At 70.0% G+C, this 25,168-nt stretch carries 31 protein-coding genes, 3 pseudogenes and 1 riboswitch; of the genes and pseudogenes, 17 read left to right on the top strand and 17 right to left on the bottom strand.

What is annotated here, in order from left to right:
- Positions 1 to 54: 54 nt before the first annotated feature.
- Together SSP24_RS31235 and SSP24_RS31230 are read left to right on the top strand one after the other, a co-directional pair.
- Entirely contained in the window at positions 55 to 1,398 is a 1,344-nt protein-coding gene (locus SSP24_RS31235) for a hemolysin family protein (RefSeq protein ID WP_141313327.1), read from the top strand.
- Positions 1,395 to 2,414, top strand: a complete 1,020-nt coding sequence (locus SSP24_RS31230; protein WP_141313326.1) for a hemolysin family protein — start codon at positions 1,395 to 1,397, stop codon at positions 2,412 to 2,414. Before SSP24_RS31235 ends, SSP24_RS31230 begins: the two co-directional genes overlap by 4 nt.
- Positions 2,415 to 2,585: 171 nt before the next feature.
- On the opposite strand, the gene SSP24_RS31225 is transcribed toward SSP24_RS31230, so the two are convergent.
- Both SSP24_RS31225 and SSP24_RS31220 read right to left on the bottom strand, forming a co-directional pair.
- Positions 2,586 to 3,143, bottom strand: a complete 558-nt coding sequence (locus tag SSP24_RS31225; protein WP_229865207.1) for a hypothetical protein — start codon at positions 3,141 to 3,143, stop codon at positions 2,586 to 2,588.
- A 5-nt stretch (positions 3,144 to 3,148) separates the two neighbouring features.
- Positions 3,149 to 3,358: a hypothetical protein gene (locus SSP24_RS31220; RefSeq protein WP_141313324.1), complete on the bottom strand. Its 210-nt coding sequence runs from the start codon at positions 3,356 to 3,358 to the stop codon at positions 3,149 to 3,151.
- A 76-nt stretch (positions 3,359 to 3,434) separates the two neighbouring features.
- On the opposite strand from SSP24_RS31220, the gene SSP24_RS31215 reads away from it, so the two are divergent.
- On the top strand, positions 3,435 to 4,010 hold the full coding sequence (locus tag SSP24_RS31215) for a TetR/AcrR family transcriptional regulator (RefSeq protein ID WP_141313323.1): 576 nt from the start codon (positions 3,435 to 3,437) through the stop codon (positions 4,008 to 4,010).
- 196 nt (positions 4,011 to 4,206) lie between these two features.
- On the opposite strand, the gene SSP24_RS31210 is transcribed toward SSP24_RS31215, so the two are convergent.
- From SSP24_RS31210 to SSP24_RS31200, 3 genes are all read right to left on the bottom strand, one after another.
- On the bottom strand, positions 4,207 to 5,064 hold the full coding sequence (locus tag SSP24_RS31210) for a F510_1955 family glycosylhydrolase (protein ID WP_141313322.1): 858 nt from the start codon (positions 5,062 to 5,064) through the stop codon (positions 4,207 to 4,209).
- A gap of 138 nt (positions 5,065 to 5,202) precedes the next feature.
- Positions 5,203 to 5,862: a DUF305 domain-containing protein gene (locus tag SSP24_RS31205; protein WP_141313321.1), complete on the bottom strand. Its 660-nt coding sequence runs from the start codon at positions 5,860 to 5,862 to the stop codon at positions 5,203 to 5,205.
- Positions 5,863 to 5,962: 100 nt separating this feature from the next.
- On the bottom strand, positions 5,963 to 6,418 hold the full coding sequence (locus tag SSP24_RS31200; RefSeq protein WP_141313320.1) for a hypothetical protein: 456 nt from the start codon (positions 6,416 to 6,418) through the stop codon (positions 5,963 to 5,965).
- A gap of 164 nt (positions 6,419 to 6,582) precedes the next feature.
- Here SSP24_RS31200 and SSP24_RS31195 point away from each other — a divergent pair, with 164 nt between their 5' ends.
- The 3 genes from SSP24_RS31195 to SSP24_RS31185 are packed head-to-tail and all read left to right on the top strand — an operon-like array spanning position 6,583 to position 8,879.
- Complete coding sequence (locus SSP24_RS31195) at positions 6,583 to 7,026, top strand: MarR family winged helix-turn-helix transcriptional regulator (protein ID WP_141313319.1); 444 nt, start codon at positions 6,583 to 6,585, stop codon at positions 7,024 to 7,026.
- Complete coding sequence (locus SSP24_RS31190) at positions 7,019 to 7,546, top strand: aspartate carbamoyltransferase (protein ID WP_229865208.1); 528 nt, start codon at positions 7,019 to 7,021, stop codon at positions 7,544 to 7,546. Before SSP24_RS31195 ends, SSP24_RS31190 begins: the two co-directional genes overlap by 8 nt.
- A 37-nt stretch (positions 7,547 to 7,583) precedes the next feature.
- Positions 7,584 to 8,879 (top strand): MDR family MFS transporter, encoded by a 1,296-nt coding sequence (locus tag SSP24_RS31185; RefSeq protein WP_229865227.1) that lies wholly within the window; start codon positions 7,584 to 7,586, stop codon positions 8,877 to 8,879.
- Between the two features lie 186 nt (positions 8,880 to 9,065).
- Here the strand turns inward: SSP24_RS31185 and SSP24_RS31180 are convergent, their stop codons facing one another.
- A complete protein-coding gene (locus SSP24_RS31180; RefSeq protein WP_229865271.1) occupies positions 9,066 to 9,947 on the bottom strand; it encodes a serine hydrolase domain-containing protein in 882 nt (293 codons plus the stop codon).
- A 184-nt stretch (positions 9,948 to 10,131) separates the two neighbouring features.
- Entirely contained in the window at positions 10,132 to 10,776 is a 645-nt protein-coding gene (locus SSP24_RS31175) for an HAD-IC family P-type ATPase (RefSeq protein WP_373306698.1), read from the bottom strand.
- A gap of 52 nt (positions 10,777 to 10,828) precedes the next feature.
- Here SSP24_RS31175 and SSP24_RS31170 point away from each other — a divergent pair.
- Positions 10,829 to 11,115 (top strand): annotated as a pseudogene (locus tag SSP24_RS31170) (TetR/AcrR family transcriptional regulator); the annotation flags it as partial.
- A 237-nt stretch (positions 11,116 to 11,352) separates the two neighbouring features.
- Here SSP24_RS31170 and SSP24_RS45355 read toward each other — a convergent pair.
- Positions 11,353 to 11,484 (bottom strand): annotated as a pseudogene (locus SSP24_RS45355) (TetR family transcriptional regulator); the annotation flags it as partial.
- Between the two features lie 111 nt (positions 11,485 to 11,595).
- Here SSP24_RS45355 and SSP24_RS31160 point away from each other — a divergent pair.
- The 4 genes from SSP24_RS31160 (at position 11,596) to SSP24_RS43390 (ending at position 15,094) form a co-directional block, all read left to right on the top strand.
- Complete coding sequence (locus SSP24_RS31160) at positions 11,596 to 12,297, top strand: SDR family oxidoreductase (protein WP_141313318.1); 702 nt, start codon at positions 11,596 to 11,598, stop codon at positions 12,295 to 12,297.
- A gap of 30 nt (positions 12,298 to 12,327) precedes the next feature.
- A complete protein-coding gene (locus tag SSP24_RS31155) occupies positions 12,328 to 13,359 on the top strand; it encodes an alpha/beta fold hydrolase (RefSeq protein ID WP_141313317.1) in 1,032 nt (343 codons plus the stop codon).
- A gap of 273 nt (positions 13,360 to 13,632) precedes the next feature.
- Positions 13,633 to 14,607 (top strand): NmrA family NAD(P)-binding protein, encoded by a 975-nt coding sequence (locus SSP24_RS31150; RefSeq protein ID WP_174864750.1) that lies wholly within the window; start codon positions 13,633 to 13,635, stop codon positions 14,605 to 14,607.
- 73 nt (positions 14,608 to 14,680) lie between these two features.
- Complete coding sequence (locus SSP24_RS43390; protein WP_174864749.1) at positions 14,681 to 15,094, top strand: lipoyl protein ligase domain-containing protein; 414 nt, start codon at positions 14,681 to 14,683, stop codon at positions 15,092 to 15,094.
- A gap of 83 nt (positions 15,095 to 15,177) precedes the next feature.
- Here SSP24_RS43390 and SSP24_RS31140 read toward each other — a convergent pair whose 3' ends face one another.
- From SSP24_RS31140 to SSP24_RS31120, 6 genes and pseudogenes are all read right to left on the bottom strand, one after another.
- On the bottom strand, positions 15,178 to 15,738 hold the full coding sequence (locus SSP24_RS31140) for a dihydropteroate synthase (protein WP_141313363.1): 561 nt from the start codon (positions 15,736 to 15,738) through the stop codon (positions 15,178 to 15,180).
- Positions 15,707 to 15,798, bottom strand: a riboswitch (ZMP/ZTP riboswitch). Its footprint overlaps the gene before it by 32 nt.
- A gap of 305 nt (positions 15,799 to 16,103) precedes the next feature.
- Positions 16,104 to 16,634 carry a DUF6924 domain-containing protein gene (locus SSP24_RS31135; protein WP_141313316.1) on the bottom strand — a complete coding sequence of 177 codons (531 nt, stop codon included), beginning with the start codon at positions 16,632 to 16,634 and terminating at the stop codon, positions 16,104 to 16,106.
- A 601-nt stretch (positions 16,635 to 17,235) separates the two neighbouring features.
- Positions 17,236 to 17,745: a DinB family protein gene (locus SSP24_RS31130; RefSeq protein WP_141313315.1), complete on the bottom strand. Its 510-nt coding sequence runs from the start codon at positions 17,743 to 17,745 to the stop codon at positions 17,236 to 17,238.
- An 18-nt stretch (positions 17,746 to 17,763) separates the two neighbouring features.
- Positions 17,764 to 17,991, bottom strand: coding sequence for an alpha/beta hydrolase family protein (locus SSP24_RS44440; RefSeq protein WP_229865229.1), 228 nt, complete (start codon positions 17,989 to 17,991; stop codon positions 17,764 to 17,766).
- Positions 17,992 to 18,127: 136 nt separating this feature from the next.
- A pseudogene (locus SSP24_RS45350) lies at positions 18,128 to 18,466 on the bottom strand (alpha/beta hydrolase); the annotation flags it as partial.
- A 57-nt stretch (positions 18,467 to 18,523) separates the two neighbouring features.
- On the bottom strand, positions 18,524 to 18,730 hold the full coding sequence (locus tag SSP24_RS31120; protein WP_141313314.1) for a hypothetical protein: 207 nt from the start codon (positions 18,728 to 18,730) through the stop codon (positions 18,524 to 18,526).
- A 41-nt stretch (positions 18,731 to 18,771) separates the two neighbouring features.
- Here SSP24_RS31120 and SSP24_RS31115 point away from each other — a divergent pair, with 41 nt between their 5' ends.
- Positions 18,772 to 18,915 carry a hypothetical protein gene (locus SSP24_RS31115; RefSeq protein ID WP_229865231.1) on the top strand — a complete coding sequence of 48 codons (144 nt, stop codon included), beginning with the start codon at positions 18,772 to 18,774 and terminating at the stop codon, positions 18,913 to 18,915.
- Between the two features lie 212 nt (positions 18,916 to 19,127).
- Here the strand turns inward: SSP24_RS31115 and SSP24_RS31110 are convergent, their stop codons facing one another.
- Entirely contained in the window at positions 19,128 to 20,060 is a 933-nt protein-coding gene (locus tag SSP24_RS31110) for a M48 family metalloprotease (RefSeq protein WP_141313313.1), read from the bottom strand.
- Positions 20,057 to 20,428: a BlaI/MecI/CopY family transcriptional regulator gene (locus SSP24_RS31105; protein ID WP_141313312.1), complete on the bottom strand. Its 372-nt coding sequence runs from the start codon at positions 20,426 to 20,428 to the stop codon at positions 20,057 to 20,059. The genes SSP24_RS31110 and SSP24_RS31105 overlap by 4 nt, the downstream gene beginning before the upstream one ends.
- Before the next feature lie 115 nt (positions 20,429 to 20,543).
- Here SSP24_RS31105 and SSP24_RS31100 point away from each other — a divergent pair, with 115 nt between their 5' ends.
- The 5 genes from SSP24_RS31100 to SSP24_RS31080 are packed head-to-tail and all read left to right on the top strand — an operon-like array spanning position 20,544 to position 24,600.
- Entirely contained in the window at positions 20,544 to 21,227 is a 684-nt protein-coding gene (locus SSP24_RS31100; RefSeq protein ID WP_141313311.1) for a DedA family protein, read from the top strand.
- Positions 21,224 to 21,829, top strand: a complete 606-nt coding sequence (locus tag SSP24_RS31095; protein WP_141313310.1) for a phosphatase PAP2 family protein — start codon at positions 21,224 to 21,226, stop codon at positions 21,827 to 21,829. Before SSP24_RS31100 ends, SSP24_RS31095 begins: the two co-directional genes overlap by 4 nt.
- The gene (locus SSP24_RS31090; RefSeq protein ID WP_141313309.1) at positions 21,826 to 22,596 is read left to right on the top strand and encodes a phosphatase PAP2 family protein; all 771 of its coding nucleotides are present in this window, start codon (positions 21,826 to 21,828) and stop codon (positions 22,594 to 22,596) included. The genes SSP24_RS31095 and SSP24_RS31090 overlap by 4 nt, the downstream gene beginning before the upstream one ends.
- A complete protein-coding gene (locus tag SSP24_RS31085; RefSeq protein ID WP_141313308.1) occupies positions 22,550 to 23,212 on the top strand; it encodes a response regulator transcription factor in 663 nt (220 codons plus the stop codon). Before SSP24_RS31090 ends, SSP24_RS31085 begins: the two co-directional genes overlap by 47 nt.
- Positions 23,209 to 24,600, top strand: coding sequence for a sensor histidine kinase (locus tag SSP24_RS31080; protein ID WP_141313307.1), 1,392 nt, complete (start codon positions 23,209 to 23,211; stop codon positions 24,598 to 24,600). The genes SSP24_RS31085 and SSP24_RS31080 overlap by 4 nt, the downstream gene beginning before the upstream one ends.
- On the opposite strand, the gene SSP24_RS31075 is transcribed toward SSP24_RS31080, so the two are convergent.
- Positions 24,581 to 25,168 (bottom strand): COG4705 family protein (locus SSP24_RS31075; protein ID WP_141313306.1); only part of this gene is annotated, 588 nt, incomplete at its 5' end. The two genes, SSP24_RS31080 and SSP24_RS31075, sit on opposite strands and share 20 nt — an antisense overlap.

Raw genomic sequence — 25,168 nt, 5'->3', positions numbered from 1 at the left:
CCGACCATCCCGCCAGGCATTTCCTGAGCACGGCACGCGGCGGGGTGGTGTTCGATGAGTGCCGCGAACGCTCTCCTGGGCCTGCTCGCCGTTTTCGTGCTGACCGCCGGCACCGGCTACTTCGTCGCCCAGGAGTTCGCCTACGTCTCCGCCGACCGGCTCGCCCTCGCGCGGGAAGCCGAAGCGGGCGACAAGAAGGCCGCCCGCGCCTTGAAGGTGCTGGAGCGGTTGTCGTTCATGCTCTCGGGCGCCCAGCTCGGCATCACCGTGACCGGACTGGTCGTCGGCTTCATCGCCGAGCCGTCCGTCTCCACGCTGCTCAGGCCCGTCCTGACCGGTATCGGCATCCCTGACGCCGCCGTGAGCGGCATCTCGGTCGTGCTCGCGTTCGTACTGGCCACGGTCGTGCAGATGGTGCTCGGCGAGCTGGCCCCGAAGAACCTCGCCATCGCCGTCCCCGACCGGCTGGCCAAGGCGCTGGCCGCCTCCACCCTGGCGTACCTGAAGGTCGTCGGCCCGGTCGTGCACGTCTTCGACGGAGCGGCGAACAGGCTGCTGCGCAAGATCGGCATCGAGCCGGTCGAGGAACTGCATCACGGCGCCACCCTGGAGGAACTCGGCCACCTGATCGGCGAGTCCCATGAGCAGGGCCAGCTGCCGCGTGAGACCGCCGAACTGCTCGACCATGCCCTGGAGTTCTCCGAGCGGACACTGGACGAGGTGATGGTGCCGCGCGCCGACGCCGTCTTCATCCGCAAGGACGCCACCGCCGCCGAGGCGGTCGACCTGATCGCCAAGCACGGCCATTCCAACTACCCCGTGCTCGGCGACCACCCCGACGACGTCACCGGCGTCCTGGGCGTCCGCGAACTGACCCACCTGCCCGCCGACCGTTTCGACGGCACCACGGCCGGGGCGGGGGCCCGCCGCCCGCTGCTGCTGCCGGACACGCTGCCGCTGCCGGACGCCGTCGAGCGGATGCGGGAGCGGGACGACGAGTTCGCCGTGGTCCTGGACGAGCACGGCGGTGTGGCGGGCATCGTGACGTACGAGGACATCGCAGAGGAGCTGGTCGGCGACATCGCCGACGAGTCCGACACCGTCACCGAGATCGCGGTGGCGGACGGCGAGGGCTGGCTGGTGGACGCGGGGCGACGCCTGGACGAGGTGGCCGACGCGACCGGTGTCGAGCTGCCCGAGGAGGAGGACTACGAAACCGTGGCCGGCCTGATCGTGGACCGGCTGGGCCGCTTCCCCGCCATCGGCGACAGCCTCACCGTCGACCTCGCGGACGGCGGCAGTGTGGCGATCGACGTACGCACCCTCGACCGGCACGTGCCGGAACTTGTGCGTCTGGAGCGGTTGGCCGTGGCGGAACGTGAGGAGGAGCAGGCGTGAGTTTCCCGATGGCGCTCTTCGTCACCGTCCTGCTGCTGATCGGCAGCGGCTTCTTCGTCGCCGCCGAATTCGCGCTCGTCGCCGCCAAGCGGCACCGCATGGAGAAGGCCGCGGCCGAGGGGCAGCGCGGCGCCAAGGCGGCGCTTGCCGGCATGCGCGAGCTGTCGCTGATGCTGGCCGGGGCCCAGCTCGGTATCACCGTGTGCACGCTGGGCCTGGGATCGGTGTCCAAGCCGGCGATCTCCCACGAACTCGACCCGCTGCTGCACAAGCTGGGCCTGCCCAGCGCCCTCAGCTACGGCATCGCCTTCGCCGTGGCGCTGATCGTCGTGGTGTTCCTGCACATGGTGGTCGGCGAGATGGCACCGAAATCGTGGGCCATCGCCCACCCCGAGCGCTCGGCGATGCTGCTGTCCGCGCCCTTCCGGGGCGTGGTGGCGGCCGTACGCCCGCTGATCTGGGTGCTCAACAAGATCAGCAACGGCCTGGTCCGCCTGTGCCGGGTGACCCCGCGCGACGAACTGACCGCGGTCCACAACCGTGAGCAGCTCACCCACCTGGTCGAGGAGTCCGAGCGGCTCGGCCTGATCAGCAAGGACGACTCCGAACTGATCACCAACTCGCTCACCGAGCCCCAGACGCCGGTGGGCGACCTGCAGATCCCGGTCGCCGAGATCACCTCGGTACCGGCCGAGGCCGACCCCGCCACCATCCTGGCCACGGCCGCCGAACACGACCGCAGCCGCCTGCCGGTGTTCGACGGTCCGCTGGTCGTCGGCTCGGTCCACGCCCGCGACGCCCTGATCGCCCGCAGCCGGGGCCGCACCGCCACCGCGCGGGCACTCGCCCGCCCCGTACCGGAGCTGGCGGCCCGGGACACGGTCGGCCACGCCATCGAGCAGCTGCGCCGGCACCGTGCCTCCCTCGCCGTCGTCCGCGACGACAGCGGGCGGCTCACCGGCCTGGTCACGCTGGACGACCTGCTGGCCCGCCTGCTGCATCCGCAGGGGGCGTGACAGCACCCTCGGCGCGCCCTGATCCGGCCTCGTGGGACAGCCACCACGGGCCGGATCAGGCGTACGGCGACGGTCGGATCAGTTCCGTCACCGTGTTCCTTGGCCGGGCTCCCGAGGGTTTCGACCCCGAGGCGCACCACTAGGGTCTCGCGGCGAGCCGGCCCGGCCTGATCAAGTTCGGGCCGGGACCGCCCTCTCCGTAGCGGCGTCACCGGCCCGCGCGGCTCGTTGCTTGTGCTGCATCCGCCATCCGTACCGGGTGATGCCGCGTGGCTTGTAGATCGAGAGAGCGGTGGCCGTGAGCAGGACGGCCACGGCTGCCGCGGCGTCGGCCACGAGCTGAACCCGCATCCCGTTGAGGTCGCCGCTGGACAGATTCGTTCGTGCTGCCATGTCCGCCACGCGGTCGGCCACCTGCATATGCAGCAGGAGAAGGAACGTGGCCACGACGGTCAATGCGAGCTTGGCCAGCACCCAGTAGTGGCGCAGCAGCCCCCACGTTGTTCCGAGCGACTGGAGGACTCCGGTCAGGAGAGAGGCGAACGCCAGCGGGACGATCGCGTACCAGCCGGTCGTCTCCAGGGCGACATAGACGCCGCGGACGCGCTGGGTGTCCTGGCCGGTGAGGCCGACGACCGCGAGGACCAGGAAGACCGCGACCGAGCCCAGCCAGCCCACTGACGATGCGACGTGCGCGGTGAGCGCGAGTTTGCGGAGAGCGGGCGGCATCAGCATCAGTGGCCGCCGTGCATGCCGGGTCCCATGCCACTGCCGGTGAGGTGCAGCACGAGGAACAGCACCACCACGGCGAGCGCCACGATCCCGGACACCTTCACCCAGCGCGGGGCGCCTGGGGCTGCCCCGCTGTCGGAGAGGGCGGTCGGTGAGTCGGTCGTACGGGTCCCCTCGGTCGAGCGGGGGCGGCCCTCGGGCTCGTTTTCCATGCGGCCACCTTTATCGAGACACTGTGTCTACGTCAAGTCATGATGTTTCCAAGCCGTCGTCCCGTACACTGCCGTGGTGCCGAAGCTGTGGAACGAGACCATCGAGGAGCACCGCCGCGCCGTACGGGAGGCGGTACTGGAGACCACGGCGGCGCTGGTGGCCGAGCAAGGGCTGCGGGGCGTGACGATGTCGCGGATCGCCGAGGAGAGCGGCATCGGCCGGGCCACCCTGTACAAGTACTTTCCGGACGTCGAGACGATCATGGTGGCGTGGCATGAGCGGCAGATCGCCGGTCACCTTGCCGAGCTCTCCGAACTCCGTGACCGCCCCGGCACCCCGGGCGAGCGGCTGGAGGCGGTGCTGGAGCGCTACGCGCTGATCCAGCAGCAGCGGCATGGCCATGCAGGCGAGCTGTCCGCCCTCATGCACAGCGGTGACCATGTCACGCACGCCGAGCAGCATCTGCGTCACTTCGTCAGGGAGTTGCTGACCGAGGGCGTTCAGACGGGCGAGGTCCGGGACGATGTCTCGCCGGAGGAGCTGGCAGGCTATTGCCTGCACGCCCTCGCCGGAGCCGCAAGCCTGCCGTCCAGGGCCGCGGTGCGGCGGCTCGTCGCCGTGACCCTGGCAGGCTTGCGTCCCCAGGGCTGACAACCGCGAACAGACGCCTGCGAATACAGAGGAACGCGAGGCCACTCGCGACGAGAAGCCGGAGAGACGAGCCCGCTCCAAAGTCCTCGCCGAGTGGCGATCGCGGCGCCCCGGATGCCGGGCATGCCGACGATGGTCACAGCCGCGGAGGTCAAATCCGCGTCCTGGCACCCGGCGCGAGCGACTGGGTGCCGGGTCAGTGTCCGCCGCTCGATTCGACGGCGAGGCGCATGCGGAAGGTCTTGCCGCCGTCCTTCGACTCGTACACGCCGTCCTGGCTGGCAGCCAGGACGTGCTCGGCGCCGACCGCGGTGAGCGCCTGTGGCCGACCGCCCGGCACGGTGGAGACCGTCTTCCACGTGGCGCCGCCGTCGCTGCTGCGGTTCAGGACGCCGGCCTGATCGATGCCGTAGAGCGCGCCCGCGGCCTTCCAGGAGAGGAACGCCAGCACCGGCTCCTTGCCCTTGGCGAACGTCCTGCCGCCGTCGGTGCTGCGGGCGACGCCCTCGGGGGTGGTGGCGAGGATCAGGCCGGGGTCGTTCGGGCTGACCGCGATGTCGAGTGCCTCGAGGCTCGCCCCGTTCTTCCAGGTGGTGCCGTCCTTGGTGGTGCGCAGCAGGGCGTTGGTGGCGTCGTAGCCGTAGACCGTGCCGTGCGCGTAGTCCAGCGCGTGGAAGTCCGACTCGCCGGACAGGGACAGTGACGTCCAGGTCTTTCCGGCGTCGGTGCTCTTGATCAGTCCTTTGTTGCCGCCGGAGGCGGGGTGGCCGCTGGCGTAGAAGGTGTTGTCCTGGGCCACCGTGAAGCCCATGAAGTCGTCCTTGCTGTCGCCGACGAGCTGGGGCGCGCTGCTTGCGCCGGGGGTGTAGACGCCCTCGTGGGTGGCGACGTACAGGCGCTGGTCGGAGGGGTCCAGGCCGAGGCCGTGGATGTGGCTCACTGTGGTCGCGGAGGCGGTGGACGAATCCGTTCCCTCTTTGTCATCGGAGCAGGCGGCCACGGTCAGGGCGAGAGTGAGGGCAGCCGCTGTCGCGGCGGCATGGCGCTTGTGCATGGTTCCTCGGAGTCATCGGGCGCGCGTCGGCGCGGAAGGCCGGGGTGCGGTCGAGGGGGATGTGCGCGGGCCGGGTCCCGGGCCGTCCGGCTCCTCGGCGAGCGTGCCGCGGAGCCGTACGGCCCTGTGCGACCTGGCTCAGAGCCGGTCGAGGATGCTCTGGAGCTGCTTGACCTCGGCGGACTGGCCCTTGACGATGTCGCCGGCCATCTTCTTGGCGTCGGCGTTCTTGCCGTTCTTCTGCTCGTCCTTGGCCATGGTGATCGCGCCGTTGTGGTGCTCGATCATCATCTGGGCGAACATCTTGTCGAACTCCGTGCCCTTCATGGTCTGGAGTTCCCTCATGTCCGCGTCGGACATCATGCCGTCGCCACCGTGAGCCGCGCCGTGGTCCATGCCAGGCATGGACTCCATCGCGGTCGGCTGCTTCCAGGACTCCAACCAGCCCTTCATCGTCTTGATCTCAGGGTCCTGGGCCCGCTCGATCTTCTGCGCGATGTCCTTGATCTCCGCATCGGAGGCGCGGCCGTCGGCGAGCTGGGCCATCTCCAGGGCCTGCTCGTGGTGAGGGATCATCTTCTGCGCGAACATCACGTCCGCGTCGTCGAAGTCCCCGGCCTTGTCCCCGGCGTCGGTGGTCGCCGTGGCCGACGACGAGCTGCTGCCGTGGTCCATGCCGCTCATGTCGTCGCCGTCGCCACCGCAGGCGGACAGCAGCAGGGCTCCCGTCGCGGCGATGCTCGCTGCCGCGATACGACGAGTGGACGTGCGGCGCAGGGCACGCGTGAAGGCAGTCATGGTCGATTTCACCTCGGGTGTTGTCTGGTTCTTCTGGCTGTTTTCGGGCGTGCGAGACAGCGGGATCGCGCGTGCTGCGCGCCCGCGTGGGTGTCTCGGCCTACAGCCGAAGGACCGACAGCCGGGTGAGATCGGGGCCGCGTGGCGGCGGGTTGGGGTGCAGCACCGCGGCGACCTGGGCACGGAGGAGGCTCGCCAGCCAGTCGGGGTGGCGGGCGAGCGCCGACCGGACGAGCGCGGCGAGCACCCATGCGGCGAGCAGGACGGCCAGGCAGAGGGACAGCATGTCCATCGCCATGACGGGCATGTCGGTCGACGGCGCGTGCTCGGAGGCGGCCGCGTGCTCGGATTCCGCCATGGGCGGAGTCGAGGCGGCCTCGTGCGCCGCCGAGACCGCATGGGTCGTCGGCGCCGACGCATGGGAGGCCGGGCCCATCTCAGCGGCATGCGAATCGGTGGGGTGACCGACGGTGTGCATGACGAACACACCGAACGCGAGCACGACCACGACCAGCAGGTGCCCGAGGGCGCCTCCTGTTCGTACGCACCGGCTCACGGTCGCTCCCCACACACCTGTCGAGGGCCGCCGCGGCCCTCGACTCCCGACACTACCGAAGCAGAGCGGGTCATGCCGGGACGGGGCGAGTGACCGCCGTGCCGGACCAGGTGCCCGTGGCAAATTGGTTGTGCGTTCGAACCTCTTGGTTGTACCGTCGAACCATGCCAAGGGATCGCAGGGCCGATGACCCGGCCGCTCTCCAGGAGGCACTGGCGGGATTTGTCCGCGCCTTCGGGCTGCACCAGCCGGAAACCACCCCCTGCGGCCAGCAGATCTCTGTCTCCGAGGCGCATGCCCTGGGCGAGTTGGCGCAAGAGGGCGAACTGCGGCAGGTGGAGCTGACGCGCCGGCTGCGACTGCAGAAGAGCACCGTGAGCCGCCTGGTCACCCAACTGTCCGCCCGTGGCTGGGTCGAACGCGCCCCGGCCCCTGACGACGGACGCGGTGTCGTCCTGCGCCTCACCCCCTCGGGGCGGCGAGCCGCGCAGAACCTTGCTCAAGCACGACGGGAGCGCTTCTCCCAGCTACTCGAAGCAATCCCGGCCCACGAAAGAGCGGGCGTACTCCACGCCCTCGATGTGATGGTGGAGGCACTGGATGAATAGCGGCAAGCGCCGGGCCCTGGTGGCGGGCGCGGGCGTGACGATTGCCGGCGCGGTGACGGTTGTCGCCCTGGTGGCCGGCGGCTCGGAGAAGGAGCCGGGCGACGGCCGGACCGAGCGGCAGGAGTTAGTGGCCGAGCGCGGCAGAACCGTGATGCCCTTCGATCTTGAGCAGACCACCCACCGCTTCACCCCCACGGCAACCGGGGGCACCCAGGATGTCGTGGCCGACCAGCGCGGCGATACCGAGCAGATCGACCTGATACGCGCTCACCTGCGGAAGGAAGCCGCGGCGTTCGGCCGGGGAGACTTCGCCGACCCCGCCCGGATCCACGGCGCCGACATGCCGGGCCTCGCCGAACTGCGGGACGGGTATGACCGTATCGAGGTGGAGTACAAGGACACGGCCGACGGGGCCACGCTGACCTACATCACGCAGGATTCCGCACTGGTCGACGCCCTGCACGACTGGTTCGAAGCCCAGCTCGGCGACCACGGCGCGCACGCCGAGTCCGGCCATTGAAGCGGAAGGGGAAAGGGGGCAAGGGCGCGTCAGTGCGATGACCAACACCACCACCGCGTCTTCGCCCGTGCTTGCCCGGGTGCTGGTCGTCGGCTCCGGCATCATGAGTCTCGCCAACTCGGTCACCGTGCCCTTCCTGGCCGTGTTCCTCCACAAGGAACTCGGGCTCCAGCCGGGCATGATCGGCTTCATCATCGGGTCGTCGGTGTTCTTCTCGATCTTCGCCGGGTTCGTCGGAGGTTCGCTGTCCGACCTCCTCGGCCGGACCCGGCTGCTGCTGGTCTCCCTGCTGGGAGTGATCGGCTCGTTCGTGGGCCTCTACTTCAGCCACGGCGTCCTTGCGGTGTTCGTCTTCAACGCGACGATGGCGCTCAGCAGCAGCTCCTTCGGTCCCGTGGGAAAGGCGCTGCTGAGCGACCTGCTCCCGCCGGGCCGACGGGTGAAGTGGTTCTCGTACCAGTACGTGGCCACCAACATGGGCTTCGCCGTCGGGCCGGTCGTCGGGGCGGCGGTCGGTCTGGCCGGTGACCGGTCGGCGTTCCTCGTCGGCGCGCTCGGCTACGGCGTCTACCTGCTCGGCCTGGCTGTAGTCCTGCTGCTGACCTCGTCGTCTGCGTCGGCCGGCGAGCCCGGCCGGACGGGCACCGGCGAGGGGCGGACGCAACTCTTCGGCAGCGTGCTCCAAGGACTCGCGGACAGCGCGCGGGTCGTGGCGACTGACGCGCGGCTGCTGTTCCTCATCCTCGCCGGACTGCTGCTGGAGGCCGTGCACGGCCGGGTCTCCTCGCTGCTCGCGCAGCATCTCTCCGACGGCTTCGCCGACGGCACCGCGACCCTGGGGTACGTGCTGACCACCAACGCGGTGACCGTGGTCGTCCTGCAGCTGTCCGTCTCCCGGTACACGGACAAGCGCAACCCCGTGACGTCCATCGTCGTCGGCGGTCTGCTGACCGTCCTCGGCATGGCCGGCTTCGCGTTCGCGGAGGAGACCTGGCACTTCGTCGCCGCGATGGTGGTGTTCTCGCTCGGCGAGATCCTCATCTATCCGGCGGAGTTCGCCATCATCGACCGGATCGCGCCGGAGGACCGCCGAGGCTCGTACTTCGGCGCGCAGACCTTCGCCCAACTCGGCGTCTTCATCGGCCCCTACACCGGTGGTCTGCTGCTCGCGGCCCACGGCGGCACGACCATGTTCCTCGGCGTTGGCTCGTTCGCTCTGGCCAGTGTGGTCATCTATCTGCTCGTGGGCCGACGGATCCCCGGTCTGGCAGGCCCCGTGCCGGAGCGCACCGTGGAGCGGCCGAAGCAGGATCATGCCGATGACATGGCGTGAGCGACGATTACGACTGCCGACGCCGCCCAGCCTGTGCGCCCATCTGCGCAGGGTGACCGAGGCGTTCGTGCGGCGCCCGACTGCGAGCGGGCGCCCCTCTGGCTCAGTCCTCGCCGACCACGGTCAGATCGTCGCCGAGGGCGGCGGCGATCTCGGCGGCCCGGGAGTGGTCGTCCAGCCGTCGCGTCAGGTAGGCGCAGGCATGGTGGTGCCGCAGCGACACCAGGCGGCACAGCCGCCGATCCCACCCTTGGCGATCTTTCCCTTGTCGCGTACGAAGCCCAGGGTCCAGGTGATCCGCGTGCCGAAGACCTCGTCATATTCGGTGACTTGGGAGCGGAGAAGCTCAGGGTGCAGCTGCTGGCCGAGCAGTTCTCGCACCGGTCCGTCCTCGCTGGTGAGACCGGCGAAGAACCTGGCCATGGCCGTGGCGGTGGTGTGCAGGTTGACCGCTCCGAAAACCGACTGCCGCCACGCCCGGGAGTTCGTACGTTCCGTGTCCAGGATCCCGGCGGGGATCTGCAGCCACGGTGCCGCGTGCAGCCGGCGCGGCCACTGCGGGTGCGCGTACTGAAGGTCGGCCACGCGCTCCAGTGCGTCGTCCGGCACGCCGAACCAGGCGTCGAGAGCGAGCGCGGGCCGTACGACGTCGTTGAACATCTCACCCAGCGTGGTCCCGGCACCAGCGCGCAGGATGCCGTCGACCAGATGGCCGTAGGTCAGCGCGTGCTCCCCGAGAGGTGTCCCCGGGACGTATTCCGGCGCCGCTTGTACCAGGCTGTCCCGCAGCCCGGCGTCGTCCAGCAGGTCGAGCTCCGCCGCCGTGTCCGGGAAACGCGGCTGGCCCGCCCGGTGGGTGAGCACGTGCCGGAGCGTGGTCGCCTCCTTGCCCCGCCTCCCGTACTCCGGCCAGTACGTGGCGACCGGCTCGTCCAGTGTCAGGGCTCCGTCGCGCACCGCCACCAGGGCGGCGAGCGTGACGAACGCCTTCGACAGCGAGTACGGCATCACCAGGGTGTCACCGCGCCAGGGGCGGCTGCGCCCGGCATCCGCCCACCCGCCGCCCAGCCGGACGACTTCGGCCGTCCCGCCAGACCGACAGTCCCGCCCCTGTTTCCCGGCCTTCGTCCACCAATTGTTGAAAGACCTGCCGCACGGTGTCGTATCCGTCCTCGACGAACCCTTCGACCTTCGTGTCAGAACCCAGCGGGTCCTACCGGAAGGCAGGACCCGCTGGTCAATGGCTACACGTCTACTTGAAGGACCGCAGGCGCAGGCTGTTCGTCACGACGAACACGGACGAGAAGGCCATCGCCGCGCCCGCGATCATCGGGTTGAGCATGCCGGCCGCGGCCAGCGGCAGGGCAGCGACGTTGTAGCCGAACGCCCAGAAGAGGTTGCCCTTGATGGTGGCCAGCGTCCTGCGGGAGAGGCGGATCGCGGCGGCCGCCACTCGCAGGTCGCCGCGTACGAGGGTCAGGTCGGCCGCCTCGATCGCGGCGTCCGTGCCGGTGCCCATGGCCAGGCCCAGGTCGGCGGTGGCCAGGGCGGCCGCGTCGTTGACGCCGTCGCCGACCATGGCGACCGAACGGCCCTCGCCCTGCAGCCGCTCGACGACATCCACCTTGTCCTGGGGGAGGACCTCGGCGATGACCTCGTCGATGCCGACGCTGCGGGCTACGGACTCGGCGACGAGCCGGTTGTCGCCGGTCAGCAGGACGGGCTTCAGCCCGAGCTTCCGCAGTTCGGCGACTGCCTCGGCGCCGGTCTCCTTGATGGCGTCGGCGACGGTGAGGACGCCGCGGGCCTTGCCGTCCCATTCTTCCGGGTGCCGTGGACGCGCGCCCACGGATGCGGCGATCCACAACAGGAAGTACACCGCTAGCGCTGCAACCATGAGCCGTCAGACGGGCGACGACGTCCCGGCAGCCCCGGCGGTGCTCGCTGGGGCGGCTGCGCCCGAGTTCCGAGGTTGCCAGTACTGGCTGTCCAGATCGAGCTCAAGGATCAGAGCCACCCCGCGAGCCAGGTGGCCCACCGGGTCAAGGGGAACCTGACGGCCTTCTTCCGGGCCGAGGCCGAGCAGGGTGGTGCGGGCGATCCCGACCTGCTGGCCCGACAGTTCAGCCTGGTCTTCGACGGCGCCAGCGCCCGCGCGGGGATCAGAGCCGACAGCCTCACCGGACTCATCGCCCCCACGGTGGCCACCCTGCTCGATGCGGCAGGCGTGCGCTGACGCATCACCTTTTCGAGCGGGCCGGGCGACCGATGCGCCCTCGGTGCTGACGCCACCTCCGGTGCCCGGAGCAGGTTCGACAGCCTTACCGCCTGGCTTCCCGTTCCCGGACCTCATCCAGCCGGTCCGGACGAGTTCGCCGATCCGGTCATCGCCCTGCGTCTGGGCGGCTGCTACGAGGGCGTATCCCTGCATCTGTATCAGCAGTCTTTTGGGGCGCCGTCGCGCCGTATTGCGGTATTTCTGCGTGACGCCGACGCGCTGGGCGATCGCCTCCGTAGAGGTGCCGTAGTAGCCCCTGAGCGCGAACTCGGCGGTGGCCGCGCGGATGGCGCTCTGACGTCTCTCCTGTGCGCTCGTCCTGCCCATGCTGCCCTCATGCCCGATGCCGGCCTGACGGCACCTGCTGGGCTTGCGCTTGCAAACCGATCGGTTTACGGTGGGTGAAACCGATCAGTTTCCTAGCTTTTGGAGGTAGTCGTGACAGCAATCGAAGGCGCCACCGTCCTTGTCACCGGAGGCGGCCGGGGTATCGGCAAGATGCTGGTCGAGGAGCTCTACGGGCGCGGTGCCGGCAAGGTCTACGCCACGGCCCGTGACCCGCGTACGGTGACGCACCCCGATGCCGTTCCGCTGGCTCTTGAGGTCACCGACCCGGCATCCGTGACGGCCGCCGCCGAACAGGCCCAGGACGTCACCATCCTGATCAACAACGCCGGCGCCTCGGTCCGTGCCTCGTACCTCGACTCCCCGATGGAGGAAGTGCGCCGGGACCTGGAGACCAACTTCTACGGGCCGCTGCTGGTCACCCGGGCCTTCGTGCCGATCATCGAGCGCAACGGCGGGGGTCACATTCTCAACGTCCACTCCGCCCTGTCCTGGCTGGCCGACGGCACGCCCTACGGCGCCTCCAAGGCTGCGCTGTGGTCGCAGACCAACTCCCTGCGCCTGGAGTTGCAGCCGCGCGGCATCGCGGTGGCCGGGCTCCACATGGCCTACGTGGACACGGACATGACGTCGGGCATCGACGCACCCAAGGCCGACCCCCGCGACATCGCCGTGGCCGCGCTCGACGGCATCGAGGCGGGCGCCCACGAGGTGCTGGCCGACGACACCACCCGCTGGGTCAAGTCGCAGCTGTCCGCCGATCTGGAAGCCCTGTACCCGCAGTTGAACAAGTAGTACGCACTTACTGATTTCAAGGAAATTCTCGTGGAAAGTTCGCTCACCCACCGCTTCGTCGACGTGAACGGAGTCAGGCTGCACATCGCCGAGCAGGGACAGGGGCCGCTGGTCCTGCTGCTGCACGGCTGGCCGGAGAGCTGGTACTCCTGGCGTCACCAGTTCGGGGTGCTGGCAGCGGCCGGGTACCGGGTCGTCGCCCCGGACCAGCGCGGCTACGCCCGCAGCGAGCAGCCGCCGGACGTCACCTCGTACACCCTGCTTCACCTCGTCGGCGACGTGATCGCCCTGATCGAGGAACTCGGGGAGGAGCAGGCGGTCGTCGTGGGGCACGACTGGGGCGCACCCGTCGCCTGGACCGCGGCGATGCTGCGCCCGGACAAGGTCCGTGCGGTGGCCGGGCTCAGTATTCCGCCGATCCTGCCCGGCGGGATGGTCCCGCCCTCGATCACCAGCACCCAGTACGGCGAGGGCTTCTACCAGGTCTACTTCCAGCAGCCGGGAGTCGCCGACGCCGAGTTCGCCAAGGACATCCCGGAATCCTTCCGCCGCCTCCTGGTCGGTGCCTCGGGCGACAACCCGCTCGGCAAAGAGCCCCGCCCGTTGGTCATACCCGACGGTCTCGGCCTCCTGGACACCATGCCGGCCTCGCCCGACCTCCCGGCCTGGCTGACGGAAGAGGACATCCAGGCGTACGCCGAGGACTTCGCCCTGCACGGCGAGCAGGCGTTCACCGGAGCCTTCAACTGGTACCGGAACATCGAGCGCAACAACGAACTGCTCGCTGCTTTCCTGGGGCGCGGGATCGACGTCCCCGCGCTGTACGTGGTGGGAGACCGCGACATGGTCACCTCGCTGCGCGGCCCGGACGGCGGCAGCTCACTGAGCGAGATTCTCCGAGGCGAGGGCGGGGCGGGCAACCCGCTGAGCGCCGTCCCGCAACTGCACGACGTGGTGGTGCTTGAGGGCTGTGGCCACTGGACGCAGCAGGAGCGCCCCGCGGAGACCAACGCCGCGCTCCTGGACTTCCTCGCCCACATCGACGGCCCCGCACCCCGATGACACTGCGCAGAATCCGCCTGCCCGGCACGGTTCGGCGGGAGCAGGGCCCAAGGCCGGCGTGGAGGCGGCCACGGAGCTCGACGGCTTCCTCGTCATCGACCGCCTCCGGCGGGCATGGCCACCTCCACGAGTCCGACCGAGACCCTGGCCTGCCACCGCGCCGAGCGACGGCGTAGACGCCCCGGGCGACCCAAACAGCCCAAGACGATCGCCGGCCCCATCCCCTGGCTTTCCGTACGGCTGACCCACCCCAACCAGACAGAGGAATCATCGATGTCGGAGCGCGATCCCATCCTGATCACCGGAGCCGCCGGCCATATCGGCGGTGTGAGCCGAACGATCGTCGACATGCTGCTTGAACAAGGGCAACCGGTGCGTGCGTTCGTACGGCAGGACGACGAACGCGCGCAGTCGCTCCGCCAGGCCGGAGCCGAGGTCTTCGTCGGTGACCTGCTCACCATCGCCGACGTGACCGCCGCGCTGAAGGGCGTCCGGCGCATCTACTTCAGCATGAGCCTGTCGCCCTACTACACCGACGCCGTCAGCCTGATGGCCGCGGCGGCGCGGGCCCAGGGCGACATCGAGGTCTTCGTCAACATGTCCGAGTTCGAGCAGTCGTTCATGACGTTCGAGAAGATGACCGCGCCGGATGAAGAACGGCGTGCATGGCTCGGCGGACTCGTCGCGGACTGGTCGCCGCAGCAGCGCGCCCACTGGATCGCCGAGCGGGTGCTGGAGTGGTCCGGCCTCCCGACCGTCAACATCCGGGCGGCCATGTTCGTCGAGAACCCCCTGATGACCTGGCTGGCGCTGGGCCCGCTGAGCAACGGTGAACTGCGCCTGCCCTTCGGCCACCACCGGCTCGCGCCCATCGCGGGTTACGACGTCGCGGAGGCATGCGCGAAGATCCTCGCCGACCCGGCGCCGCACATCTCAAAGGCATATGAACTCAACGGCCCGGAACTGAAGGACATGCACGGGTTCGCGGAGGACTTCGGGGCCGTGCTGGGACGTCGGGTCACCTATGTTCCCGAAGAGGTCGAAACCTGGAACGAGACCTACGTGGACCCTGCCCTGGCCGAGTTTCCGCACACTGCGGAGCACATGAAGACCCTGACCCGGCTGATGGGCGGCGGCGGGTACCGCGGCGCCACCGACCAGCTGGAAACCCTGCTCGGGCGTGCGCCGAAGACCGTGCGGTGGGCGCTGGAGAACCATCCGCGCATCCAGCAGCTGGCGGCTGCCTGAACTGTGGTCATGAGTGAGAAGACGAGCGGTGAGGCTGCCGCAATCTGCGGAGGAACAACCTTCACACTGCCGGTTGGAGCGCATCGACCTGGGAGAAGTACCCTACGCTGCGGCGCAGACGGACATGGTCCGCTGGGTTGAGGAGCGCAAACAGGGCCTCGCGGCCAACCGGCTGTTCCTGCTCACCCATCCTGCGGTGATCACCTACACCGCCCGGACGCCGAACGACCAACTGCCCGACGCCGCCTCGCCCATCACCTTGGTGCAGACGGACCGGGGCGGACATGCCACCTACCACGGTCCCGGCCAGCTCATCGGCTCGAATGCTTGGCGGTGTACTCACGCAAACGGCAAGTATCGTGGGGGACATCGGGGCGCCCGTCGCAAGTCTCGTTACTGCGGTGATATCGATCTTTGCGTAGCAGTGGTCGAGGGAGCATGCCCGCACATCTCGATTGGCCTCAGCTCACCTCAGTGTTCCAGCTGATCAGCCCCCTTCGCCGGCCGGGCGGGGCGCGCTGGATAGCCCACTCCGGCGTTGGCGGACGGGGTCCAAGGTCGCTTCGCCGCCTACAAGAGGAAGCCACCGCCGCGTGGTGCTGGAGGAGGGCGCCTCGCCTGTTGAGTGTGTCGGAGGTGTGTCGCGAACCGTGAGACACAACGACAGAGAGCGGGAGTCAGTGAGACTGACTCCCGCTCTCTCATGTCGGCATCCGCCCAGGTCAGCGGCTCATTCACGCTGCCTGCTCGGCGAGTGCCCCCGGCAGGATTCGAACCTGCGCATACGGCTCCGGAGAACGACACCGGCACACCCTCGGCGGCCAGCCGGTCGATGACGACGGTCAACCGCCGTATTTCCTCAGCGGCGCTCACCTGCTGGGCTCCCGGGTGGCTGGCCGCAGGGCCCAGTTCGACGATGTCGGCCCCTTCCGACCACAGCCGCCGCGCATGTGCCACCGCATCCTCGGCGGCCAGGAACCTGCCGCCGTCCGAGAACGAGTCTGCGGTGATGTTGAGGATCCCGACTAATAAAGGCCGACCGATGCCCAGGGGTGAGGGGTATAAGTGCCGAACCACGACGCTGCCTCCCAGGTTGCTCCCAAGAAGCCCAGGCGCGCGGCACACGTCCATGTGACGAAGCCGCTCCCCGATGGTTACGCCCATCTCGACACGCCAGTCACGGCTCGCCCCCACTCTATCCAGGCCACGCACCCGATGTCCGTGCCGTGCGACTTCTGCTGCGGCGGCCGGGATGCCCTCGGGAGCCGGGCGGTCAAGCTCCTGCAGCCACGGACGGCAGCCAACTCCTACGCATGGCTCGGCTGGCCCGTCTGTCGAACGTGAGGCCAACTATCGCTGAATGTCACAACAAGGTGGTGTAGGAGTGCGACGGCGACTTCTCGGCTCTGACCGCAGTTCATTCCGTGACCCCGGCTCAGTCGGGAACTGCAAGATCGTTCCACGGAGGCCCGCCGTGCTCGTGCGGGACGGCTCGATCATGGACTCTCAAGTGTCGACTGTTCGAAGAAGGAACGAAAGATCCCTTCGGGATCATCGTGGGCCCACGCCGCGTACTCCTCAAAACCCAAGTTGCCGATACTCAGGTTCGCGTGGACATTGTGGACCCCTGCAGGGGTGGTGCGGAATTCACGACCGAATTCGGTCAGCTGCTCGTAGTCCTCATCGTCCAGGCACTCCTCCCGTGTCAGCGTGGTAACCGCCAGCAGCGCCTGGCTGTCGTTCTGCATGGTTACCCGGTCAGCGAGGAACACAACGGCCAGGCGCGCCCAGCGGCCGCCCGCCGCTTGGTTCTCGTCGGCGCGAACCGCTGTCAGCACCTCGTCAACGGTTGCCCCTGCCCAGGCCGGATCGTTGATGAAGTGGACGTGCGCCTGGTACTGCCTGTCTCCCCAGGGTTTCATCAGTGCCGCCACCACGTCCTGCCAAGCCTGGTCGTCGTGGTAGTCAGTCCTGACGACAAGGGCATCGAACTCATCACGGCCGGTGATGACGGGCACAGCTCTCATGAAGCCTCCTCCTCGGCGACGATCGGTGAGCTGTGTCTGACTGTCTCATCGGCCGCTTATCAAGCGAGGAGGCGGGCTGCCCGGAGGAGTTCGAACGAGGCCCGGACATGCATGGCTCGCTTGAGCGTTCTCACCCGGTTCACGTGTCCTTCCACGACGCCGCAAGTCCACGGGAGGGTGAGTCCGGCGGTGACGGCCTCGAGGTCCTGGCGGAGGAAGCCGGCGAAGCCCTGCATCGGCTTCGGTGCGCCCTGCTCGGTCTGCCGGATCCACTCCAGCAGCAGGTACCCGCGTTGGTGGCGGACGAGATCAGCGAAGGCTCGGAGAGGTAGCAGGCCCGGCGATGTCCAGGAAGGCGAGCCGGACTTGGAGCAGTCGCTCGTTCTGGCTCTGGGTGAGCGTCTCGCGGAAACCGCATGATCCACGAAGTAATCTTGCGAGGGCTGGGGATGTCGGTCCGGACCGGCTCGGCGGTGCCCGCGCGGAGGGAGGCGAGGTGTGTGCCGACGACCTGGCGGCTGCCTCGGTAGCCGCGGGCCCGGATCTCCAGCGTTTCGGACGTGCGTGCCTGGCTGCGGGAGTCGCACGGGCAGTCTCCGCATCAGGCGTGGCGTGTGGTGCCGCTGAGGATTTGTTCGCGGAGGATGTCGGCGTGGCCGCAGTGCTGGGCCAGTTCGCGTAGCGTGTGGAGGTAGACCCAGCGCAGCGGCAGTGGGCCCCGGCGGTTGCCCCGTACGAGGTCGTCCAGCGTCAGCTGTGCCGTGGCTCGACGAGACGCCGCGCACGCCTGCTGGTGGGCGCGCTGGACTGAGGCGACCGTGTCGTCGTCGTGGAGGTCGAACGACTCGTCGGGCGAGTCGGGAATGCCGATCTCGGCACGGGATCGGCAGGTGATCGCCTCGTCGAACCACACCTTCTCGACGAACGTGGCGTGCTTGACCAGGCCGAGCAGCGTGGTCTTGGAGGCCACCAGCGACCGGCGCGCCTGCTCTTCGGTCAGCCCGTTCAGACTGTCGTGCAGGGCGGAACGGTGCTCATCGAGGAAGACCTCGAACTGATCGCGGAGTGCTGCGTGGAAGACGGCGAATTCCACCAACGACTGGAAGACCATGACCAAACGATAAACTGCTCAGCTCCTTCCTTGAGATCCCGCCTGTGTGGAGCGCACCCAGGCGGCGAAGACTTCCACGGCGTTGACGACCGTCTCGAAGCGCAGGGAGTGGAACAGGTCGAAGGCGTGCTGCGCTCCGGGGAGTTCCACGTAGACCACCGGATGGGACGAGACGTGCACCAGCTTGTCGGCGAAGTGGCGGGCTCCCTCCACGAGGACCACGGTGTCGTTGTCGCCGTGGGCCATGAAGAACGGTGGGGCGTCCGGCCGGAGGTATGCCTCGGGTGACGACGGCAGTTTGTGTCGGGCGCCCAGGTATCCGTAGTAAGGCGTTGAGGCAGATGACAGCGGAGACGGACGTGTCGGCGCGTTCGAAGCCGGGTTGGAACCTGGGGTCGTTGGGTGTCAGGGCTGCCATCGCGGCCATGTGTCCGCCGGCCGAAGTGCCCGCTGCGTATATCTCGGTGGAGTCGGCGCCGTACTCGTGGCCGTGCCCCCGTATCCACGCGATCACTCTCTTGTAGTCGATCAAGTGGTCGGGAAAGTCGGCCTCCGGGCGCAGGCGGTAGTTGGCGCTGATGCACACCCAGCCCTCGCCGGCCAGCCGGTACAGAAGTGGCAGTGCCTGGTGGTCCTTGCTGCCGCCGACGAATCTGCCGCCGTGCAGGTGGATCAGCGTGGGGCCGGTCGGGGTTCCCGAGCGCGGGCGGTAGAGGTCCAGGAGGTTGCGCTTGCCCGCAGGGCCGTAGGCGATGTTCGCGATTCTCTCGACGTCGCGTCACCGGACGAAGAACAGCGCGAAGAGGATGCGGCCGAGTGGGATCCCGCGGCGCAGCCTGGCAGCCAGGCGAGGGTCGATCGCGTGGCGCCAGCCGGGGCCGAGCCCCTTGTCCAGGGCGCGGTCGACTGCGGAGCCCGTCCGGACGCCGCGCCAGGCGAGGACCGCGAGCCCACAGGTCGTGACGGCGGCCAGGCCGAAGGTCACCCAGCCGCCCGCCGCGGCGATGTCTGCAGAACGAGAAGGGCATGTACTCACCCACCGGCCTGATGCCGGCTGGCGGCCCCCAGACCGTCCTCAAGGTCCTCTCCGCCTTCGACCCGACCGTCAAGGGCCACACGGTCGACGTGGCCAGGACCTACACCGACGCCTTCGTGAAGAAGGCCCGGTGACGCCGTAAGCGGCGGGCAGATCCGGTAGCGCGCAAGGGGCGAGCCCGCGGGGGGAACGAGCCCGCCCCCGCGCAGCGGCCCCGCGTACCTCCCCGACAGAGCGGTCCGTGACACTACTGAGTGGGTCACCCCCTACAGCGGACCGTGAGACTCGGACGTCACGGGGTGACAGCCGATGGTTTCACGGTCAACACGCTTGGCCAGGCAACCGCTCAGCGCTGCGCCTCGCCCTGGGCGACCTCCACCTCGTGGTGGAACACGACCACGCCGCTCGCCGCGGCACAGGCCGAGACGGCCGCGCAGGCGACGAGGAGCAGCGCGATCCAGGAGGCGCTGCGGGGGCGGTCCGCGGGGGTTGCGAGGAGGGCCGCGACCCGCTGGGGGACGGGGCCGGTGGTCGCTGCGGAGGCGAAGTCCGGCCGGGTGGACGGTGCGGCTCGGGTGGCGAGGGCCGCGCGCGCGATGGCCTGCGCGGTCAGCCTGCGGTCGCCGACGGCGGTCGCTGCGGCCTCGTCCGCCGCTCGCTCCGCGGCGAGTTGGACGGCGTCGCGGAGGCGGCGCAGGCCGGGGTGGCAGTGGGCCGCGAGTTCCGCGGCGAGCAGGTAGCGGTAGTGGCCGCCCGCGTTGTGGGCACGTTCGTGGGCGAGGAGCACCTCTCGCTCGGCGGGGGCGAGGGTGCGCAGCATCCCGGTGGTGACGACGATGCGGTGCGGGCGGCCCGGCAGGGCGTACGCGTCCGGGTGGGGCGAGTCGACGACGCACAGATCGCCCGCGGCGGGGCTGCTCTCGGCCTGCCGGCGGGCGGTGCGGTAGGCGCGGATCTGGCGCAGGGCCGACCGCAGCAGCGTCCAGGCGCTGACCGTGAGCACTCCGGTGGCGACCGCGGCTACGGGCAGGACGAGGGCGTTCGGCGGCGTGTGCAGAGGGTGGACGAGCTCGCCGAGCGGGGCGAACAGCGGGAGGGCGAGCAGGCCGGTCAGGACCAGTGCGCCCAGTGCGGACACGGAGGCGCCGGCCAGCACGATCGCGGTGAGGGTGAGGGCCCGGAGCGCGGCGACGGGATGGAGACGGTCGAGCGCGCGCCCGGCGAGACCGTGGACGGCGAAGGGGAGGAGCAGCGGGGGAACCAGCAGCAGGACGGTCATTGCTCACCCGATTCCAGGAGTTCGCGCAGTACGCGCTCGTCGTCGGAGCTGAGCCGGGCGACGAAGCGGGCCAGGACTGTCTCGCGGTCGGCGTCCCGCTCCAGTTCGCTGTGCATGCGGCGGGCCGTGAGGCCGGGGGCGTCCTCGACGGGATAGTACGCGTAGCCGCGGCCCTGCCGCTCGCGGCCGACGACGCCCTTGTCGTGCAGGCGGGTCAGGGTCGTCGTCACGGTGGTGCGGGCCAGGTCGACGGCGAGGTCGGCCTGCACCTGCCCCGGTGTGCGCGGTCCGTCGGCGGCCCACAGCGCGGCCATGACGCTTGCCTCGAGCTCGCCCGCCGGTCGGCGTTCGTCCTTCGCTTCGGTCATGGGAACGATCCTCACCCCGTCTTCGTCTACAGTGCAGTAGACCGTCTATAGGATTGTAGTCAGCCGGGTGCCGTGTCCGCGTGCTCCCGTCCGTCCAGTATGAGAGGGCTCGTGTATGACAGGGCTCGCGACCGGGGCCGCAGCTGCGGCGCCGCAGCTGGCAGTGAACGTCCTCAGCACCCAGTCCCTGCTGTCCGCCTTCGGCGTGCTGGGGGTCGGCGTGGTGCTGTTCGCCGAGACAGGGCTGCTGATCGGCTTTTTCCTGCCCGGTGACTCCCTGCTGTTCACAGCCGGTCTGCTGTGCACCGGGACGGCCCCAGGCGGATTGCGGCTGTCCCTGGCGCCGCTGCTGGCCGTCGCCGCCGTGGGCGCGCTGGCCGGTTCGCAGTGCGGCTACCTGATCGGGCGGAAGGCCGGCGGAGCGCTGCTCGCCCGCAGCCGCTCGGTCCGCCTCCAGGAAGGAGCCCGGCGCGCGGAGGAGCTGCTGGAGCGGTACGGGCACGCGAAGGCGATCGTGCTGGCCCGGTTCGTGCCGGTGGTGCGTACGGTGCTCAATCCCCTGGCGGGCGCCCTGCGCGTACCCATAGGGACGTTCACCGTCTGGCAGGTGGCCGGCGGGCTCGTCTGGAGCCTGGGGCTCATCCTCGCCGGGTACGCCCTCGGCTCGTCCGTCCCGAACGTGGACCGCTATCTGCTGCCCATGGTCGGAGTGATCGTCGCCTTGTCGCTGGTTCCGCTCGTGGCCGAGCTGTACCGCTCCCGTCGGGCGGCCGTCGGGCAGAAGGGAGCCGAGGGGTGATGCTCGCCTTCGACGGGGCCGGGATCGACGGTTCCGCCTACACCGACGTGGTGGAGCTCGCCCACCGCTCCCCGGCGTGGCTGGACGGCCTGGTGTCCGCCTGGTCGACGTACGGCCTGGGCCTGTTCGCCGTCCTCATGGTCGTGGGCTGGTGGCGGGCGCGGCACGCGGGCGCTCGTGCGGCGGTGGTGGCGCTGGCCGCGCCGGTGACGGTCGTGGTGGCGTACGCGGTGAACGACGCGCTGAAGCTGGTGGTGCGCGAGGACCGTCCGTGTCAGAGCCTGCGGGTGGTGACGCTGGAGGCGTGTCCGGCGCCGGGTGACTGGTCGTTCCCCAGCAACCACGCGGCGATAGCCGCAGCGGCCGCCGTCGCGCTCCTCTTCGTCTCCCGTCGGCTCGGTGCGGTCGCGGCGGTGGCCGCCGTGGTGATGGCCGCATCCCGGGTCTGGGTCGGCGCGCATTACCCGCACGACGTGGTGGCCGGTCTGGCGGTCGGGGCTGTCGTCGGCTTGCTGCTGACCTCGGCGGTGCGCAGGCGTCCCGACGCGCTGGCGCGGCGGCTCACCGCGACACGGCTGCGGCCGCTGCTGGTGGCGCCGTGAACCGCAGGGACGTCGCCGACCTGGCCGGCTGCACGGGACTGGGCGCTCTGACGGCGTTCGGTGTCCTGCTCATGGTCGTGGTCGGCGACGGCGCCGTGCAGTTCGGCGACGAGGACTTCCACTCCTGGCCTCTGGCGCACCGCCCGGCTGTCGCGGTGGCAGTGGCCCGGGGTGTCACGGCCACGGGAACGGGTGCGGTTCCGTATGTACTGGCCGTCCTGGCGGGCCTCGTCGCCGCACGGACGCTACGCGGCCGTCTGGTCACCGTCGCCCTCTGCGTGGCCTGTCTCGGGGCCGGGCAGGCCGTCCGGTACGGAGTGATGGAGCTGACAGCCCGGCCCCGCCCGCCCCGGGTGGACTGGGCGACGCACGCCTCCGGCTGGTCGTTCCCCTCCGGCCACGCCACGACCGCCACCCTCACCGCCGGTCTGCTCGTCATCGCGGTGTTCGCACGCGGCTCCCGCGGCAGAACCCCGCTCGCCCTCACCGCCTGCTGCTGGGGCACGCTGGTCGGCCTGACCCGCGTCTACCTCGGCGTGCACTGGTTCACCGACGTCCTCGGTGGCTGGCTGTTCGGCCTCGGCTGGCTGGGACTGTGCCTCGCCGCCACGGCCAGGTGGCTGCCCGAGCAGGTCCTCGCCGGTACGAGACAACCGGCAGCGGAGGACGCCGCCGCTGCCGGTCCGCCCCAGGAACAGCCACGAGAACAGGTGAAGCACCATGCGCCCCAAGATCCTGGTCGTCGAGGACGATCACGCCCTGCGTGACGTGCTGCTGCGGGGCCTGCGCGACGAGGACTTCGACGCCGTGCCCGCGCAGGACGGCGCGACCGCTCTGCGCCTGGCCGGTGACGGCTTCGCCGGCGCCGTCCTCGATGTGGGGCTGCCGGACGCGGACGGGCGGGACGTCTGCCAGGCGATGAGGGCGAACGGATTCCTCTCGCCTGTCATCTTCCTGACTGCCCATCACCGGCTCACCGACCGGCTCAGCGGGTTCTCCGCAGGCGGCGACGACTACCTGCCCAAACCCTTCCACCTGGCCGAACTCGCCGCGCGGCTGCGGGCCGCCGTCAAACGCGGCGGGCCCCGTCCGGCCGCTGCGACCGGAGACCTGGTCCTGGACGCCGTCCGGCACCGCCTCACCGTGCGCGGCGCCCGCGTCGGCCTGACCCCCACGGAGTTCCGTCTGCTGGCCGCGCTCATGGCGGCGTCCGGCGACATCGTGAGCCGCCGTGAGCTGATCAGAGCGGGCTGGCCCGAGGGGGCACACGTCAGTGACAACACCCTCGACCAGTACCTGACCCGGCTGCGCCGCAAGCTCCGGGACAGCGGCAGCGCGCTGACCGTCACGACCGCCCGCGGAATCGGCCACCGCCTGTCATGACCGGGCGCCTCTCCCGGCTGGTCTCCGGGCTGATCTCCCGGCCGGTGTCACGTCTGGCGCCCCGCACGCTGCGTGGCCGACTCTCCTTGGTGGCCCTCACCACCGCCGCGTTCGTGCTGGTGATCCTCACCGTTGTGTTCAACACCGTCGTCCGGCAGCACCTTCAGCGCCAGGCGGACGACGAACTGCGCACCCGGGCCGCCGCCGTCGCCACCACCATCGACACCGGCCGGGCGGGAGTGCGGGTCCGGGAGACGTCGAACGACGAACTCCTCGACACGAACGTGTGGATCTACGCCGGCACACACCTGCTCGAACGGCCGCCCTCCGCCACCGCCACCAGCCCCCTCACCCGCGCCGCCGGCCGACTCGCCGCGCGCGGCGGGCAGCACTGCACCACCGTCCAACACGCCGGTGGCCCGGTCCGGCTGTGCGCACAGGCCACGGGCGGCACCGCGGCCGTCGTCACCGCCCTCGACCTGTCGCCCTACCGCAGTTCGGCCGACACCCTGCTCCTCGCGTCCCTCGCCCTCGACGCCGCCGTTCTCACCTGCACCTACGTGCTGACGCGGCTGGCGGTCGGCCGGGCGCTGCGTCCCGTGAGCACCATGACGGAGCAGGCCACCCAGTGGAGCGCCGTCACCTCCACCGAGCGCTTCGGCGCCGACCACCAGCCCACCGAACTCGCCCGCCTGGGTGCGTCGTTGGACGCGCTCCTGGACCGCATCCGCGCGGTGCTACGCCACGAGCAGCAGCTCACCCAGGAGCTGTCCCACGAACTGCGCACCCCCCTCAGCCGGATCATCGCCGAACTCGACTGGCTGCAGGCCCGACCCCGCTCAGCAGCCGACACCCGGACCACCCACGCGGCCCTCGCCGACGCGGCCCAGTCCATGCGCACCATCTGTGACACCCTGCTCGACGACGCCCGGGGAAGTGCCTCCGCCGCACCCGGCACCGCGAGTGTGCTGCCCACGCTGCGCCGCCTCACCGAACGCCTCGACGTATCCGGCAGCCTGGAGGTCGTCGTCGAGGCCACGGACCCGGGCCTGGAAGCCGGCGTCGCGCCCGCACTCCTCGAACGCATCGTCAGCCCCCTCCTCGACAACGCCCTGCGGTACGCACGCTCACGCGTCAGCGTGATAGCGGCCCGGCAGCCGGACGGCATACGCATCGACGTCACCGACGACGGTCCCGGCGTACCGCCACAGTTCGCCGAGCAGCTGTTCCAGCCGGGCCGGCGCGCCGATCCCGCCGACGGGCACGGCGGAGCGGGCCTGGGGCTGCCGCTCGCGCGACGCCTGGCCCGCTCCGTCGGTGGTGAGGTGTCCTACGGCCCCGGTCATGCGCCCGGGGCGCGGTTCGTGGTCAGCCTGCCGGCAGGGTGACCCGGTCCCGCTCGGCGACGTCCTTCCGCGTCACCGACAGGAACACGACGAGGCCGAGGATGACGGCCAGGAACAGCACACTGGTGACCACCGTGCCCAGGCCGAGACCGCCGTCCGCAGTCGGCTGGGACAGGTAGTCGCCCACCGAGGCGCCCAGCGGCCGGGTGAGGACGTACGCGATCCAGAAGCTCCACACGGCGTCGAAGCCCAGCGCGAAGTGCACGACGCCCACCGCGGCGATCGCGAGGGCGAACAGGAGCGCCGACACCCAGTACCCGAGGGCCATGCGCTCGGCGACCAGGTCACCGGCCGCCGTACCGAGCGCGAAGGTGAACAGCACCGCGAGCCAGTAGAAGGACTCACGGCCGAGGCTGTCGATGCTGTGGATGGACAGGGTCCGCTCCCGGCGGTACCAGACGACGAACACGACCGCGAGGACGATCGCGAACACCGTGGTGCTGGTGGTCAGCGGCACGCCCATGTTGTCGGTGAGGTTGTCGCTGATCAGCGTGCCGACGACGCTGATCAGGGCGACGGCCAGCCAGTAGACACCTGGGCGGTAGGCCGT

It is taken from the genome of Streptomyces spinoverrucosus (assembly GCF_006539505.1).
Lineage (GTDB): Bacteria > Actinomycetota > Actinomycetes > Streptomycetales > Streptomycetaceae > Streptomyces > Streptomyces spinoverrucosus.
This window is presented reverse-complemented; position numbering and strand designations above follow the sequence as displayed.